Here is a 13,488-nt window from a genome sequence, read left to right as displayed (position 1 = left end):
ATCGCGAGAGGAGACGAGACATGGACGCCATCACCGAAGGTAGCCCGATCAACGATCCCAAGAAGCAGCCCGCCGCGATGCGCACGCTGCTCGGGCGCACGTCCAGGGATTGGTGGCCGGAATCGCTGTCGATCGACATCCTTCACCAGCAGGGCAAGAGCGGCAATCCGTTCGGCGACGACTTCGATTATGCCGCCGAATTCCTAAAGCTGGACCTCAAGGCGGTGAAGGCCGACCTCACCGCGCTGATGACCGACAGCCAGCCGTGGTGGCCGGCCGATTACGGGCATTACGGCCCGTTCTTCATCCGCATGGCGTGGCACTCGGCGGGCACCTACCGCACCGGCGACGGGCGCGGCGGTTCGTCGGCGGGGCAGCAGCGCTTCGCCCCGCTCAATTCGTGGCCGGACAACGGCAATCTCGACAAGGCACGCCGCCTGCTCTGGCCGATCAAGCAGAAGTACGGCCGCGCGCTTAGCTGGGCCGACCTGTTCATCCTCGCCGGCAATGTCGCAATCGAATCGATGGGCGGCCCGACTTTCGGCTTCGGCGGCGGACGCAAGGACGTGTTCGAGCCCGAGAAGGACGTATACTGGGGCACCGAGGAGGAATGGCTCGGGCAGACCCGCATCGATGAGGAAGCCGGGCTTGCACTCGAAAGCCCGCTCGCCGCGATCCAGCACGGCCTGATCTACGTGAATCCGGAAGGGCCGGGCGGCTGCCCCAACCCGATGGGTTCGGCGCGCGACATGCGCGAGACCTTCGCGCGCATGGGCATGAACGACGAGGAAACCGCCGCGCTCACCGCTGGCGGCCACACGTTCGGCAAGGCGCATGGCGCCGGCGATCCGAAGCTGGTCGGCCGCGAGCCGGAAGGCGCGGACATCGCCGCGCAGGGGCTTGGCTGGGCATCGACGCACGAAAGCGGGATGGGCGATCACACGATCACCTCGGGGATCGAGGGTGCGTGGACGCCGACCCCGACGACGTGGGACATGACCTATTTCGACATGCTGCTCGACCACGAGTATGAAATCGTGAAGAGCCCGGCTGGCGCACATCAGTTCCAGCCGGTCGGCAACCCCGACGACACGCTCGCCCCCGCCGCGCACACGCCGGGCAAGAAGGTGCCGACGATGATGACCTCGGCCGACATGGCGCTGAAGGTCGACCCGAAATACCGCGCGGTCATGGAGAAATTCCGTGCCAACCCCGCGTATTTCGCGGAGGCGTGGGCGCGCGCGTGGTTCAAGCTGACCCACCGCGACATGGGGCCGAAGATCCGCTATCTCGGCAGCGAGGTGCCGCAGGAAGACCTTATCTGGCAGGATCCGATCCCGGCGGTCGATCACCCGCTGGTCGACGCCGCCGACGTCGCCGCGCTGAAGGCTACGCTGCTGGATCGCCTGTCGGTGCAGGATCTGGTCAAGACCGCCTGGGCCTCGGCCTCGACCTATCGCGGGTCGGACAAGCGCGGCGGCGCGAACGGTGCGCGCATCCGCTTTGCCCCGCAGCGTGACTGGGAAGTCAACGAGCCGGAGAACCTCGCCCGCGTGCTCGGCGTGATCGAGCAGGTAAAGGCCGACTTCGACGGTGCGGCGACCGGTGGCAAGAAGGTGTCGATCGCCGACCTGATCGTGCTCGGCGGTACCGCCGCTGTCGAGAAGGCGGCGAAGGACGCCGGGCATGACGTGACCGTGCCCTTCACCGCCGGCCGTGCCGACGCGCTGGAGGAGCAGACCGACGCCGAGAGCTTCGACGTGCTCGAGCCCAAGGCGGACGGCTTCCGCAACTACCTCCAGGTAAAGTTCAACGTGCCGACCGAGGAGCTGCTGGTCGATCGTGCTCAACTGCTCGGCCTTACCGCGCCGGAGATGGCGGTGCTGGTCGGCGGCTTGCGCGTCCTTGGCGCCAATGCGCAGGGCAGCGAGCATGGCGTGTTCACGAAGCGCGTTGGGCAGTTGACCAACGACTTCTTCGTGAACCTGCTCGACATGAACACCGCGTGGAAGCAGGTCAGCGATGAGAGCGATGAGGAATTCGTCGGCACCGATCGCACCACGCACGAGCAGAAGTGGACCGCCTCGCGCACCGATCTGGTGTTCGGCTCGAACTCGCAGCTCCGCGCGCTGTCGGAGGTCTATGCCTGCGACGATGCGAAGGACAAGTTCGTCGCCGATTTCGTCAAGGCGTGGACCAAGGTGATGAATGCAGACCGTTTTGATCTGGTCACGCATTGATTGATCGGCTAGCAAGCCATTGAAGAATTGGGAGGGACCGGGCTGCGGCGATTTGGCTGCGTTCCGGTCCCTTCCTCCTTGTACCGGCCGAACAGCCCTTCGGGTCGCCCCGTGGCTGCGACAGTCGGGGCCGCCGGCGTGCCCCCCACGCCGGCGGCCGAACCCGTTTAGGGCGGGCCATCCTTGATCGTCATTGCGAGGGGACCGGTATGGCAAGCGAAGCTCACCATCGTTCGCCCTGAGCCTGTCGAAGGGCGTGCCCCAAACGCCCCGGAAGCGTTACTTCTTCCCGTCATCCTTGCGCGAGTTCGCGAACAGCACCGCGGCCGCCACCGCTGCCGAGCCGATCCCGACACCCAGCCACGTCTTCCCCGGCTGCCACCGCCCCTTGCGCTGATGCGCCGCGGCACTCGAAGCGCCGGCTTCCTCATGCGCCTTGGCGGCCGCGGCGGCTTCCAGAATCTCGTTAGGTTGCTCGTCGCTCACGTCACTCTCCTTTTGGCGCGTCATAGCGCGCACGAAAATCATTGGCGAACGCCGCCAATCGCGCTTCAACGATCGCGGCGCGCAGGTCGGCCATAATGGCCTCGTAAAAAGCGATGTTGTGCTCGGTCATCAGCATCGCGCCCAGCATCTCGCCCGCCCGCACCAGATGATGCACATAGGCGCGCGTCCATGTCGTGCACACCGCACAGCCGCATTCCGGGTCGAGCGGCCCCTGATCCTCGGCGAACCGCGCGTTGCGGATGTTGATCGGTCCGGCCCGCGTGAACGCCTGCCCGGTCCGCCCGGAGCGCGTCGGCATCACGCAGTCGAACATATCGACCCCGCGCTCGACCGCGCCGACGATGTCGGTCGGCTTGCCGACCCCCATCAGGTAGCGCGGGCGTTCGACCGGCAATTGCCCGGTCGCGAAGTCGAGGCAGCCGAACATCGCTTCCTGTCCCTCGCCGACCGCCAGCCCGCCGATCGCATAGCCGTCGAACCCGATATCGGTCAGCGCATCGGCACTCGCCTTGCGCAGCCCTTCGTCGAGCGCACCCTGCTGAATGCCGAAGATCGCGTTGTGCGCGGCATGATCGCCGCCGCCATCGAACGCGTCGCGACTGCGCTTTGCCCAGCGCATCGAGCGTTCCATTGCCGCCGCCTGCACCTCGCGCGTCGAGGTGGTCGGCACCAGTTCGTCGAACGCCATCACGATGTTGCTGCCCAGTAGCCGCTGGATTTCGATCGAGCGCTCCGGCGTGATCATGTGCCGTGTCCCGTCGAGATGCGACGCGAACGCCACACCCTCCTCCGACCGCTTGGTCAGCGCCGACAGGCTCATCACCTGATAGCCACCCGAATCGGTCAGGATCGGTTTGTGCCACCCCATGAAGCGGTGCAGCCCGCCCAGCCGCGCCACCCGCTCCGCGCCGGGGCGCAGCATCAGGTGATAGGTATTGCCGAGGATGATGTCCGCGCCGGCACGCTCGACGTCGCCGGGCTTCATCGCCTTGACCGTCGCGGCGGTGCCGACCGGCATGAACGCGGGCGTGCGGATCACCCCGCGCTGCATCGTGATCGCGCCGGTGCGCGCCGCACCGTCGGTCGCGGCGATCGAAAAGGCGAAGCGCGTCATCGCCGCCCCCCGCGCTTTCGCTTATCGGCGTCCGGGGTAACGTCCTTCTTCTCCGGCCGGCGTCCCGCGGTCGGCCCGCGCGCATCGACCGGCATCGTGCGATAGGTCAACAGCTCGGCGCGGCTGATCGCGTGATCGCCGTCGCGGTCGTACCGCGCGAACAGCCGCGAGAAATGGTCCTGCAACTCCGCCAGCGTCACCTCGCCGTCGTTGTCGCGATCCACCTCATACGGGCTCGGCAACGCCGCGCGATCGCCGAGGTAACGCAACGCCCAGTCGCCGAACGCGATATAGCGCAGCTTGCCGGTCTTGTTCGGATCGAACGCCGCCAGCGACGCCGCGACGCACTCCTCCAACTCGTAGCGTTCCACCTTCGCATCGCCGTCGCGGTCGCACGCGGCGATCATCATCGCCACCGGCTCGACCACCATCGTCGCGGGGGTCTGCGGGGTGGCGGGCAGCGGCGCGCGGACGGTGATGTCGCCGTCTGGCGGCGTATCTTGTACCGGGGCCGCGGCGAGCAGGAGCAACGCGAACGGAATCATCTGCGCTCCGTGGCAGAAGGACGCGCGCATCGCCAGCGTCTTGGCCATATGGACGCATGATTCGGACGACGATCATCGCGCATCAGGCGATTTGCTGGACAGCCACTGCGGTGCTGTTGTCGCCCGGCCTGGCTGCGGCGCAAAGCCAGCGCCCGACCGGCTATCCGCGTTCCGCGAACGAGCGTTCCGGCGGCCCGGTCACCTGGTCGCTCGTCTATACCGCCGACGTCATCGCCAATGCCGCGGGCGGCACGGCGCGCGGCATCCGCTATCTCGACAATCTCGACGCGCAGGTCGCGGTGGATGCGGATCGCCTGGTCGGCTGGCGCGGTGCGCGCGCGTTCGTCTACGCGATCTACAATAACGGCACGCGCTTCTCGCCGGTGCTGACCGGCGATTTCCAGGTCGTTTCCAATATCGAAACCGAGGTGCGTGCCGCGCGGCTGTTCGAGGCGTGGGTCGAACAGGACATTGGCACGCGCGCTTCGCTCAAGGCCGGGCTCTACAACCTTAATTCCGAATTCGACACGACGCTCGCGGGAACCTTGTTCCTGCTGTCGTCGCACGGCATCGGCCACGATATCGCGCAATCGGGGCGACGCGGCCCGTCGATCTTCCCCGTCACCTCGGTCGGCGTGCGTGGCGAGGTGGCGCTCGACGATCATTGGCTGGCGCGCGCCGCGGTGCTCGACGCGGTGCCCGGCGACCCGACGCGCCCGGCGGCTACCGCGATCCGCTTCGGGCGCCGCGATGGCGCGCTGGTGATCGCCGAGTTGGCGCGGTTGGGCGCGCGTACCAAGCTGGCGGTCGGCAGCTGGCGCTATATCGCGAAGCTGCCGCCGATCGCGGACTTGCCGCGCAACGACGACGGCAATCGCGGCGCCTATGCGCTGGTCGAGCATCAGTTCACCGGCGCGCAGCGTGGCGGAACGGGGGTCGGCGGCTGGCTGCGCTACGGCTTCGCCGATCGCCGCTATAACCCGGCGGCGCATTATCTCGGCGGCGGGCTGGTGCGCACCGGGCTGGGCGCCGCGCGCGCCGATGACCAGATCGGCATCTCGTTCGCTGCGGTGCGCTTCGGCCCGCGCTACCGCCGGATCGAACAGGTCGGCCCCGGCGAGCTGGTCGTCGAGGCCGCCTACCGTCGCGTCATGCGCCGCTGGCTGACGATCGAGCCCGCCGCCCAGTGGATCGCACATCCCGGCGGCCGACGCGACATCGGCGACGCGCTGGTGGTGGCGCTGCGGATCAAGGTCGGCCGCTGATGCGCCGCGTGCCCCCGCTCACCCCTCCATCGCGGACTTCGTATCCTCCAGCGCGAGGTCGACCAGCGTCCGCATTGCCGCGGTTGCGCCCGCAACGTCCCCGGCGGCGATCATGTCGTGGACGCGGACGTGGTCGGGGATCGGGTTGCGCGGCAGCGCCCGTGCGCGCTGCTTGTACTGCGTGGTCCAGTGGATCGCCGCGCCGATGCTCGCGCTCAGCACCATCAGCGCGTCGTTGCGCGTCGCGCGCAGCACCGCATTGTGGAAGTCCTTGTCCGCGGCGCGCCCCGCCTCGGTCGCCAGCGTGTGACGCCGCATCGCCGCCAGCGCGTCCTTCATCGCCTTCAGGTCGTTGCGGTCGCGCCGTTGCGCCGCCAGCCCAGCCGCGGCCGGCTCGACGATCCCGCGCAGCTCGAACAGGGCACGCACGAATTGCACGTCGGGCGCGCCCGAAAACGCCCAGGCGAGCACGTCGGGATCAAGCAGATTCCACCGCTCGCGCGGCAACACGCGCGTGCCTGCCTTCGGCCGGCTCTCGACAAGACCCTTGGCCGCCAGCACCTGCATCGCCTCGCGATACGCACTGCGCGACACATCGAGCGCTTCGGAGAAAGCGACCTCGCCCGACAGCGTGTCGCCGGGCATATATTCGCCCGAGACGATCGCGGTGCCCAGCTTGTGCGCGATCGCGCCGTGCAGCCGCCGCCCAGTGCCGCGCACCGAGGCGCGCGCCGCTTCTTTCGGCTCGCCCCCGCCCACCGGCGCATCGCCCTCCTGCTGCGGCACGCCGCTCTCCCGATCCGCCATCACCTCTCCTTTGTGACCTGCTTTAATGCGTCGTGGCAAGCGTGGGGTGTGGGGCAAATGGTCGTTGCATTGACCGTAACCCAAACCTAATGTCCGAGTAATGAGCAAAAACGGCGAGGCGGGCAATGCCCTGCCGCGCTTCTTTCGGGAGGATAGGATGAAGGCACGTCTGTTCGCTTATGCCGGAGCGCTGGCCCTGGGGCTCGCCTCCCTCGCCCCCGCGGCCGCGCAGGACGCCGCCACGCCCGGCAGCGCGACGATCGCGGTCCACGGCGACACGCCCGGGCCGGTCTACGACAAGCGCATCTTCACCCAGTTCGCCGAGCATCTCGGCAACGGCATCTACGGCGGGCTGTGGGTCGGCAACGATCGCAAGATCCCGAACACGCGCGGCTTTCGCAGCGACGTGGTCGGCGCGCTGCGCGATCTCGGCACGCCGGTGATCCGCTGGCCCGGCGGCTGCTTCGCCGACGAATATCACTGGCGTGAGGGCATTGGCCCCAAGAACAAGCGCCCGGTCAAGATCAACACCCATTGGGGCGGCGTGACCGAGCCGAACACCGTCGGCACGCACGAATTCATGGACGTCACCGAACAGATCGGCGCCGAGGTCTACATTTCCGGCAACGTCGGCAACGGCACGCCGCAGGAAATGGCCGAGTGGGTGGAGTACATCACCTCGCCCGCCGGCTCACTGGCGGACGAGCGCGCGAAGAACGGCCACAAGGCACCGTGGAAGCTGCCCTATTTCGGCATCGGCAACGAATTGTGGGGCTGCGGCGGCAACATGAAGCCGGAATATGCCGCCGACGTCACGCGCCGTTACGCCACCTTCATCAAGGCGCCGGCCGGCACGAAGATCCAGAAGATCGCCTCGGGCGCCAACGTCGAGGATTATAACTGGACCGAGGTGATGATGCGCGAGGCGGGCGGGATGCTCGATGGCCTCTCGCTCCATTATTACACCGTGCCGGGCGACTGGAACAAGAAGGGCTCGGCGATCGACTTCGACGAGAACGACTGGGCGCTGACGCTCGCCAAGACGTGGCGCATGGACGAGCTGGTCACCAAGCACAGCGAAATTATGGACAAGTACGATCCGCAGAAGCGCGTGTACCTGGCGGTCGACGAATGGGGCACCTGGTACGATCAGGATCCGGGCACGCACCCGGGCTTCCTGCGCCAGCAGAACTCGCTGCGGGACGCGCTGGTCGCCGCGATCAACCTGAACATCTTCGCCAAGCACGCCGATCGCGTGAAGATGACCGCGATCGCGCAGATGGTGAACGTCCTTCAGGCGATGATCCTGACCGACGGCAACAAGATGGTGCTGACGCCGACGTACCACGTCTTCAAGATGTACAAGCCGTACATGGACGGCACGGTGCTGCCGATCGACATCAAGTCGCCGTGGTACAACAAGGAGCAATGGGTGATGCCCGCGGTCAGCGCCTCGGCGGTCCGCGACAAGGGCGGCGTGACGCACGTCGCGCTCGCCAACGCCGATCCGAACCGCACGATTACCGTCACGACGACGCTGACCGGGGTCACGGCGTCGCGCGTCGGCGGCACGATCCTGACCGGGCCGAAGATCAATTCGCTCAACACCTTCGACGCGCCGACCACCGTCGTTCCGGCCGCCTTCAACGGGGCGCAGCTGAACGGCGGGCAGCTCACCGTCACGCTGCCGGCGAAATCGGTGGTGATGCTGGACCTCAACTGATGAGCGACGATCTGGCGCGGCTCTCGCGTCGTCTGTTCGTGGCCGGGGGCGCGGCGCTTGCCGCCGCCCCCGCGCTGGCCCGTTCCGGTGCGGGGGCGGGCGCAATCGTCAACCCGCTGGTGCGCCAGCGCGCCGATGCGCAGGTGTTCCGCCATACCGACGGCTGGTATTATCTGACCGGCTCGGTCCCCGAATACGACCGGCTGGTGCTGCGCCGGTCGAAGACGATCGCGGGGCTCACCACCGCGACCGAGAAAGTGTTGTGGCGGCACGAAAAGACCGGGCCGCTCTCGGGTTTCCTCTGGGCGCCCGAGCTGCACTTGATCGACGGCAAGTGGATCATGTACTTCGCGGCCGGCCCCAGCGGCGGCGGCGCGGACGTGTTCCGCATCCGCACCCATGCGGTGGTCTGCGACGGGGCCGACCCGATGGCCGGCAACTGGACGGTGCTGGGGCAGCTCCAGACGCCGTGGGACAGTTTCAATCTCGATTCGACCAGCTTCGTCCACCGCGGGCAGCGCTATCTGGCGTGGGCGCAGCGCGAGGAGGGAATCGATACCAACTCGAACCTCTACCTCGCCCCGCTCGCCACCCCGCTGACCTTCGCGGCGAAGCCGGCGCGGCTGACCGTCCCGACGCTGCCGTGGGAAATCCGCGGCTACAAGGTCGCCGAGGCCCCGGCGCTGCTGGCGCGCAACGGCCGGCTGTTCATGACCTATTCGGCGAGCGCCACCGACGCGCGTTACTGCCTGGGGATGCTCACCGCGCGCGACGACGCCGATATCATGGACCCGGCGGTGTGGAGCAAATCACCCGAGCCGGTGATGAAAACCTCGCGCGCGCACAAGATTTTTGGCCCCGGCCACAACAGCTTCACCGTCGATGAGCGCGGGCGCGACATGCTGGTCTTCCACGCGCGCGATTACGAGAAGATCGTCGGCGACCCGTTGTTCGATCCCAACCGCCACACCCGCGTCCAGACGATCCGTTATAATGCGGCCGGCGTCCCGCAGTTCGACCCGCCCGTCGCCAACGGCCCGTTGCGTAGCTGATATGTCGGACTATTGCCGCATCATTTCCGATGCGCGGTAGCATCCGGTGCGGATTGGTCGCGGCATTGCTGGCGACGGGGGCAGCACGTGCGCCAAAATACCCCCCTGCGGCCAGCCAGCGTGTCCATGATCCGGCGATTCTGGCGGAGCGGGGACGCTATTATCTGTTTTCTACCGGCCATGTCGGCGATGCGGCCGGGCTGCTCCCGTTGCGCGTCTCGACCGACCTGCGCCACTGGACGCAAGCCGGCCCATCGTTCCGCACGCTGCCCGCCTGGGCGCAACAGGCGGTGCCGGGCACCAAGGGCATGTGGGCACCGGATATCACGCGCGCGCGGGGCGAATATCGCCTCTATTATTCGCTCTCCACCTTCGGGAAGAACCGCTCGGCGATCGGTCTGGCCACCGCCACCCGGATCGACCCCGGCGATCCGGCGGCGAACTGGGTCGATCGCGGGCCGGTGATCCGTTCGACCGATGGCGACGACTACAACGCGATCGATCCGGCTGCGTTCACCGATGCCGATGGGCGGCAATGGCTGGCGTTCGGCAGCTTCTGGAGCGGGATCAAGCTGATCGAACTCGACCCCGCCACCGGGCTGCGTCGCCCCGACACGCCGCTGCGCAGCCTCGCCGCGCGTCCGTCACCCGGCGCGATCGAGGCACCGTTCGTAATCCGCCACGGCGGCTATTATTATCTGTTCGCCTCGTTCGACTTCTGCTGCCGCGGGGCAAGGAGCAGCTACAACACCGTCGTCGGCCGCGCGACTGCGCCGGCCGGACCCTATGTCGATCGCGCCGGGACGCCGATGCTGAAGGGTGGGGGCACGCCGGTGCTCGCCTCCGGACAAGAGACCGGCAGCCGCTATGTCGGGCGTGGCCACAATGCGGTCCTGCAACAGCCCGGCGGGGACCGGATCGTCTATCACGCCTATGACACGCAGCGGAACGGGAGGCCGACGTTGCGCATCCAGCGGCTGATCTGGGACGCGGAAGGCTGGCCCCACGCGGAATAAAGCCCCTCCCCTTTAGGAGTTGCAGGTCGGTCGTGCCCCCGGCACGACCTAACCGATGCGGGGCATCGTTTACCTGCAACCGGGTTGGGGTGGGGGAGTCGCAAGCGTCACTCTCGGTGAGACACCGCCCCACCCCCGGCCCCTCCCCTGAAGGGGAGGGGAGAAGGTCTAAAAACTCGCCGCGCGATACACCCGCGAGACGTCGCCGCCCCAATCGCCATGATACAGGTCGAGCAACCGCTCCGCCGGCACCTTCCCCGCGCGCACGATCTCGCGCAGCGGCTCCAGGAACCCGGTCTCGTCCTCGCCCGCCGCGCTGACCCGCGCGCGTGCCTTCAGCCCGCCGTGCGCGATGTCGAGCACCGCGCCCGCGATGTCGCGCAACTGCCCGCCGCCGGGGATCGGCGCGGATAGCCCCAGCTTCGGCACCGCATCGCGCAGCGCCTGCCGCTCGTCGAGCGTCCAGTGTTTCACCAGATCCCATGCCGCATCCAGCGCCGCGCCGTCGTACAGCAGCCCGACCCAGAACGCCGGCAAGGCGCAGATCCGGTTCCACGGGCCGCCGTCGGCACCGCGCATCTCGAGAAAGGTCTTGAGCCGCACCTCGGGGAAGGCGGTCGACAGATGGTCGTCCCAGTCGGTGATGGTCGGCTTCTCGCCGGGCAACACCGACAGTTCGCCGCGCAGGAAGTCGCGGAAGCTCAGCCCCGCCGCGTCGATATAGCGACCGTCGCGATACACGAAGTACATCGGCACATCGAGCATGTAGTCGGCATATCGCTCATAGCCGAAGCCGTCCTCGAACACGAACGGCAGCATGCCGGTCCGCGCCGGATCGGTATCCGACCAGATGTGGCTGCGATAGCTCAGGAAGCCGTTCGGCTTGCCTTCGGTGAACGGCGAATTGGCAAACAGCGCGGTGGCGAGCGGTTGCAGCGCCAACCCGACGCGGAACTTCTTCACCATGTCGGCTTCGCTGGCGTAATCGAGGTTCACCTGGATCGTGCAGGTGCGCAGCATCATGTCGAGCCCCATCGTGCCGACGCGCGGCATGTGGCGCAGCATGATCGCATAGCGGCCCTTGGGCATGATCGGCAGCGCGGCGCGCGTCTTGTCGGGCCACATGCCGAGCCCGAGGAAACCGATCCCCAGCTTCTCGCCCGCCGCCTTCACCTGCGCCAGATGCCGTCCGGTTTCGGCGCAGGTCTGATGGAGGTTTTCCAGCGGCGCGCCCGACAGCTCGAACTGCCCGGCGGGCTCCAGGCTGACCGACCCGTCCGCCCCGCTCAGCGCGATGACGTTGCCGCCTTCCACCACCGGCCGCCAGCCATGCTGTTCCAGCTCGCCCAGCAAGGCGCGGATGCCGCCCGGTTCGTCATAGGACGGCGCGTGATGGTCGCCGGTGGCGTAGACGAACTTCTCGTGCTCGGTGCCGATCCGCCAGCGCTCCGCCGGCTTCTCCCCGCTGGCGAAGCGCGCGATCAATTCGTCGCGCGATTCGATGGCGCTCGCGCGCGTGTCCGAAACCGTCTTGGTCGTCATGGCCGCGCCTTACGCCGCGATGAACACCTGCGCTAGAGTGGATCGGATTGGCATGGGTAAAGCGGGTAGGCTCGGTCGCGCGAGGTATCGTTCACGCGAAGACGCGAAGACGCGACGAGGGCATCGTTCCCGTTCAGGAGTCGCGGTTCGCCTATCCACGTTCGTCATCCCGGACTTGATCCGGGATCCAGCTTCTTCTTACTTCGACCGCCAGAAAGGTAGCGGAGCCCCGGATCAAGTCCGGGGCGACGAGGGAGGCAAGTTCTCCGCGCCTCCGCGCGAACCACCCTTCTTCGTCGCGTCTTCGCGCCTTCGCGTGCCCCCCTCCCGCCTACCAGTCCCCCGCCACCGCCATCCACACCGCGACCGCCGCGGCCGCCGCGGTATCCGCGCGCAGAATGCGCGGCCCCAGCGCGATCCCCACCGCCGCCGGATGCGCGCGGATCGCGGTGCGTTCCTCGTCGTCGAACCCGCCTTCCGGCCCGATCAGGATCGCCGCCGGCCCCGGTCGCGCGCGCATCGCCGCCGCCGCGGGTTCTCCGCCCAGTTCGTCGGCGAAGAACAAGGCGCGCTCCGCCGGCCAGTCGCGCAGCAGCGCGGGCAGCTTCACCATCTCCGCCACCTCCGGCACCGCGGTGCGCCCGCATTGCTCGGCGGCCTCGATCATATGCGCGCGCAGCCGCTCGGTATTCGGCTTGTCGACCACCGTGCGCCGCGTCACCACCGGGACCAGCCGCGCGACGCCCAGCTCGCACGCCTTCTCCGCCATCCAGTCGACGCGGCCTTTCTTGAGCGGCGCGGCGACCAACCATAGGTCGGGCACCGCCTCGCGTTCGCGCAGCCGCTCCTGCACGTCGAGCGTCAGGTCGCGCTTGCCGACCGCGCTCGCCACCGCCAGCCATTCGCCGCTGGCATCGTCGAACAGCTTCACCGGGTCGCCCGGCTTCGTACGCATCACCGACACCAGATAATGCGCCTGCGGCCCCGACAGCGACAGCGGACCGGGCGCGAGCGCCGTCTCGACGAACAGCCGCGGCGTCGAGCGCGGCGGCCAGGCGGGCACCGCCCCCATCATTTCTTCCTTCCCCGTCCGATCAGCAGCCGCGCGATCGCCAACAGCAGCGCGCCGGCCAATGCGACGACCAGCACCACGCCCGTCACCACCCCGGCGACGCGCAAAATGGCATAGAACAGCGCCTCGAAAAACCGGCCGATCGCGACCGACAGATGGATCACTTGCGCGCGACGCGGGTCCAGCGCTGCTCCTTGCACCCGAAGCCCGCGAACAGGCAGCCCTGCGCGACCAGCGTGTCGCGCCCGTCGAGCTGGAGCGTCCCATCGACCTCGCGCCCGATATCGGGGACGAACACCGTCCCCGCCCACGTCCCGTCGCCATCGCGCTCGAACCCGCGGAACAGCGACGTGCCGACCAGCCGGTCGGTCCCGCCGGCTGCGGCATCGTCCTTGGCCTTGTCGCTCGCCGACACCACCGTCCCGCACATCCCCGGCTCGCCGCGGCACGGCGCGACGCGGATCCGCACGCTGTCGCTGGCATTGCGCCACGTCCCCGCCAGCGGATCGGTGGCGGCGGCGGCGAGCAGGGCGAGAAGGGTCAACATACGCGCGAACCTCGGGTGAAAACGGTCTCACCGTATGTAGGCACGGCTGACGGTGGCG

Annotated in this window: 12 protein-coding genes and 1 pseudogene; 5 read left to right on the top strand and 8 right to left on the bottom strand. The window is 68.0% G+C overall.

From position 1 onward, the window contains the following. Nucleotides 1–20 precede the first annotated feature (20 nt). The gene (katG, locus tag AADI75_RS07195) at nucleotides 21–2,240 is read left to right on the top strand and encodes a catalase/peroxidase HPI (protein ID WP_341208363.1); all 2,220 of its coding nucleotides are present in this window, start codon (nucleotides 21–23) and stop codon (nucleotides 2,238–2,240) included. A 279-nt stretch (nucleotides 2,241–2,519) separates the two neighbouring features. On the opposite strand, the gene AADI75_RS07190 is transcribed toward katG, so the two are convergent. The 3 genes from AADI75_RS07190 to AADI75_RS07180 are packed head-to-tail and all read right to left on the bottom strand — an operon-like array spanning nucleotide 2,520 to nucleotide 4,454. Next, on the bottom strand, nucleotides 2,520–2,726 hold the full coding sequence (locus AADI75_RS07190; protein ID WP_341208362.1) for a hypothetical protein: 207 nt from the start codon (nucleotides 2,724–2,726) through the stop codon (nucleotides 2,520–2,522). A gap of 1 nt (nucleotide 2,727) precedes the next feature. Then, a complete protein-coding gene (tgt, locus tag AADI75_RS07185) occupies nucleotides 2,728–3,861 on the bottom strand; it encodes a tRNA guanosine(34) transglycosylase Tgt (RefSeq protein WP_341208361.1) in 1,134 nt (377 codons plus the stop codon). Continuing rightward, nucleotides 3,858–4,454 carry an EF-hand domain-containing protein gene (locus AADI75_RS07180; RefSeq protein ID WP_341208360.1) on the bottom strand — a complete coding sequence of 199 codons (597 nt, stop codon included), beginning with the start codon at nucleotides 4,452–4,454 and terminating at the stop codon, nucleotides 3,858–3,860. The genes tgt and AADI75_RS07180 overlap by 4 nt, the downstream gene beginning before the upstream one ends. An 8-nt stretch (nucleotides 4,455–4,462) precedes the next feature. Between AADI75_RS07180 and AADI75_RS07175 the strand changes: the two genes are divergently transcribed. Beyond that, on the top strand, nucleotides 4,463–5,671 hold the full coding sequence (locus AADI75_RS07175) for a carbohydrate porin (protein ID WP_341208359.1): 1,209 nt from the start codon (nucleotides 4,463–4,465) through the stop codon (nucleotides 5,669–5,671). An 18-nt stretch (nucleotides 5,672–5,689) separates the two neighbouring features. Here AADI75_RS07175 and AADI75_RS07170 read toward each other — a convergent pair whose 3' ends face one another. Beyond that, a complete protein-coding gene (locus AADI75_RS07170) occupies nucleotides 5,690–6,478 on the bottom strand; it encodes a FadR/GntR family transcriptional regulator (RefSeq protein ID WP_341208358.1) in 789 nt (262 codons plus the stop codon). A 157-nt stretch (nucleotides 6,479–6,635) separates the two neighbouring features. Between AADI75_RS07170 and AADI75_RS07165 the strand changes: the two genes are divergently transcribed. The 3 genes and pseudogenes from AADI75_RS07165 to AADI75_RS07155 all read left to right on the top strand — a co-directional run bounded on the left by AADI75_RS07165 (nucleotide 6,636) and on the right by AADI75_RS07155 (nucleotide 10,269). Beyond that, a complete protein-coding gene (locus AADI75_RS07165) occupies nucleotides 6,636–8,201 on the top strand; it encodes an alpha-L-arabinofuranosidase C-terminal domain-containing protein (RefSeq protein WP_341208357.1) in 1,566 nt (521 codons plus the stop codon). After that, a pseudogene (locus AADI75_RS07160) lies at nucleotides 8,201–9,241 on the top strand (glycoside hydrolase family 43 protein); the annotation flags it as partial. The gene AADI75_RS07165 and the pseudogene AADI75_RS07160, both read left to right, overlap by 1 nt. Nucleotides 9,242–9,282: 41 nt before the next feature. Beyond that, complete coding sequence (locus AADI75_RS07155; protein ID WP_341208356.1) at nucleotides 9,283–10,269, top strand: arabinan endo-1,5-alpha-L-arabinosidase; 987 nt, start codon at nucleotides 9,283–9,285, stop codon at nucleotides 10,267–10,269. Between the two features lie 168 nt (nucleotides 10,270–10,437). Here AADI75_RS07155 and AADI75_RS07150 read toward each other — a convergent pair whose 3' ends face one another. The 4 genes from AADI75_RS07150 to AADI75_RS07135 form a co-directional block, all read right to left on the bottom strand. Continuing rightward, nucleotides 10,438–11,811: a glutamate--cysteine ligase gene (locus AADI75_RS07150; protein WP_341208355.1), complete on the bottom strand. Its 1,374-nt coding sequence runs from the start codon at nucleotides 11,809–11,811 to the stop codon at nucleotides 10,438–10,440. Between the two features lie 331 nt (nucleotides 11,812–12,142). Continuing rightward, the gene (locus AADI75_RS07145) at nucleotides 12,143–12,883 is read right to left on the bottom strand and encodes a 16S rRNA (uracil(1498)-N(3))-methyltransferase (RefSeq protein ID WP_341208354.1); all 741 of its coding nucleotides are present in this window, start codon (nucleotides 12,881–12,883) and stop codon (nucleotides 12,143–12,145) included. Further along, on the bottom strand, nucleotides 12,883–13,047 hold the full coding sequence (locus tag AADI75_RS07140; protein ID WP_341208353.1) for a hypothetical protein: 165 nt from the start codon (nucleotides 13,045–13,047) through the stop codon (nucleotides 12,883–12,885). The genes AADI75_RS07145 and AADI75_RS07140 overlap by 1 nt, the downstream gene beginning before the upstream one ends. Continuing rightward, a complete protein-coding gene (locus tag AADI75_RS07135) occupies nucleotides 13,044–13,430 on the bottom strand; it encodes a DUF2147 domain-containing protein (RefSeq protein WP_341208352.1) in 387 nt (128 codons plus the stop codon). Before AADI75_RS07135 ends, AADI75_RS07140 begins: the two co-directional genes overlap by 4 nt. Between the last annotated feature and the right edge of the window lie 58 nt (nucleotides 13,431–13,488).

This window comes from uncultured Sphingomonas sp. (assembly GCF_964021865.1).
In the GTDB taxonomy this organism is placed as follows: domain Bacteria; phylum Pseudomonadota; class Alphaproteobacteria; order Sphingomonadales; family Sphingomonadaceae; genus Sphingomonas.
This window is presented reverse-complemented; position numbering and strand designations above follow the sequence as displayed.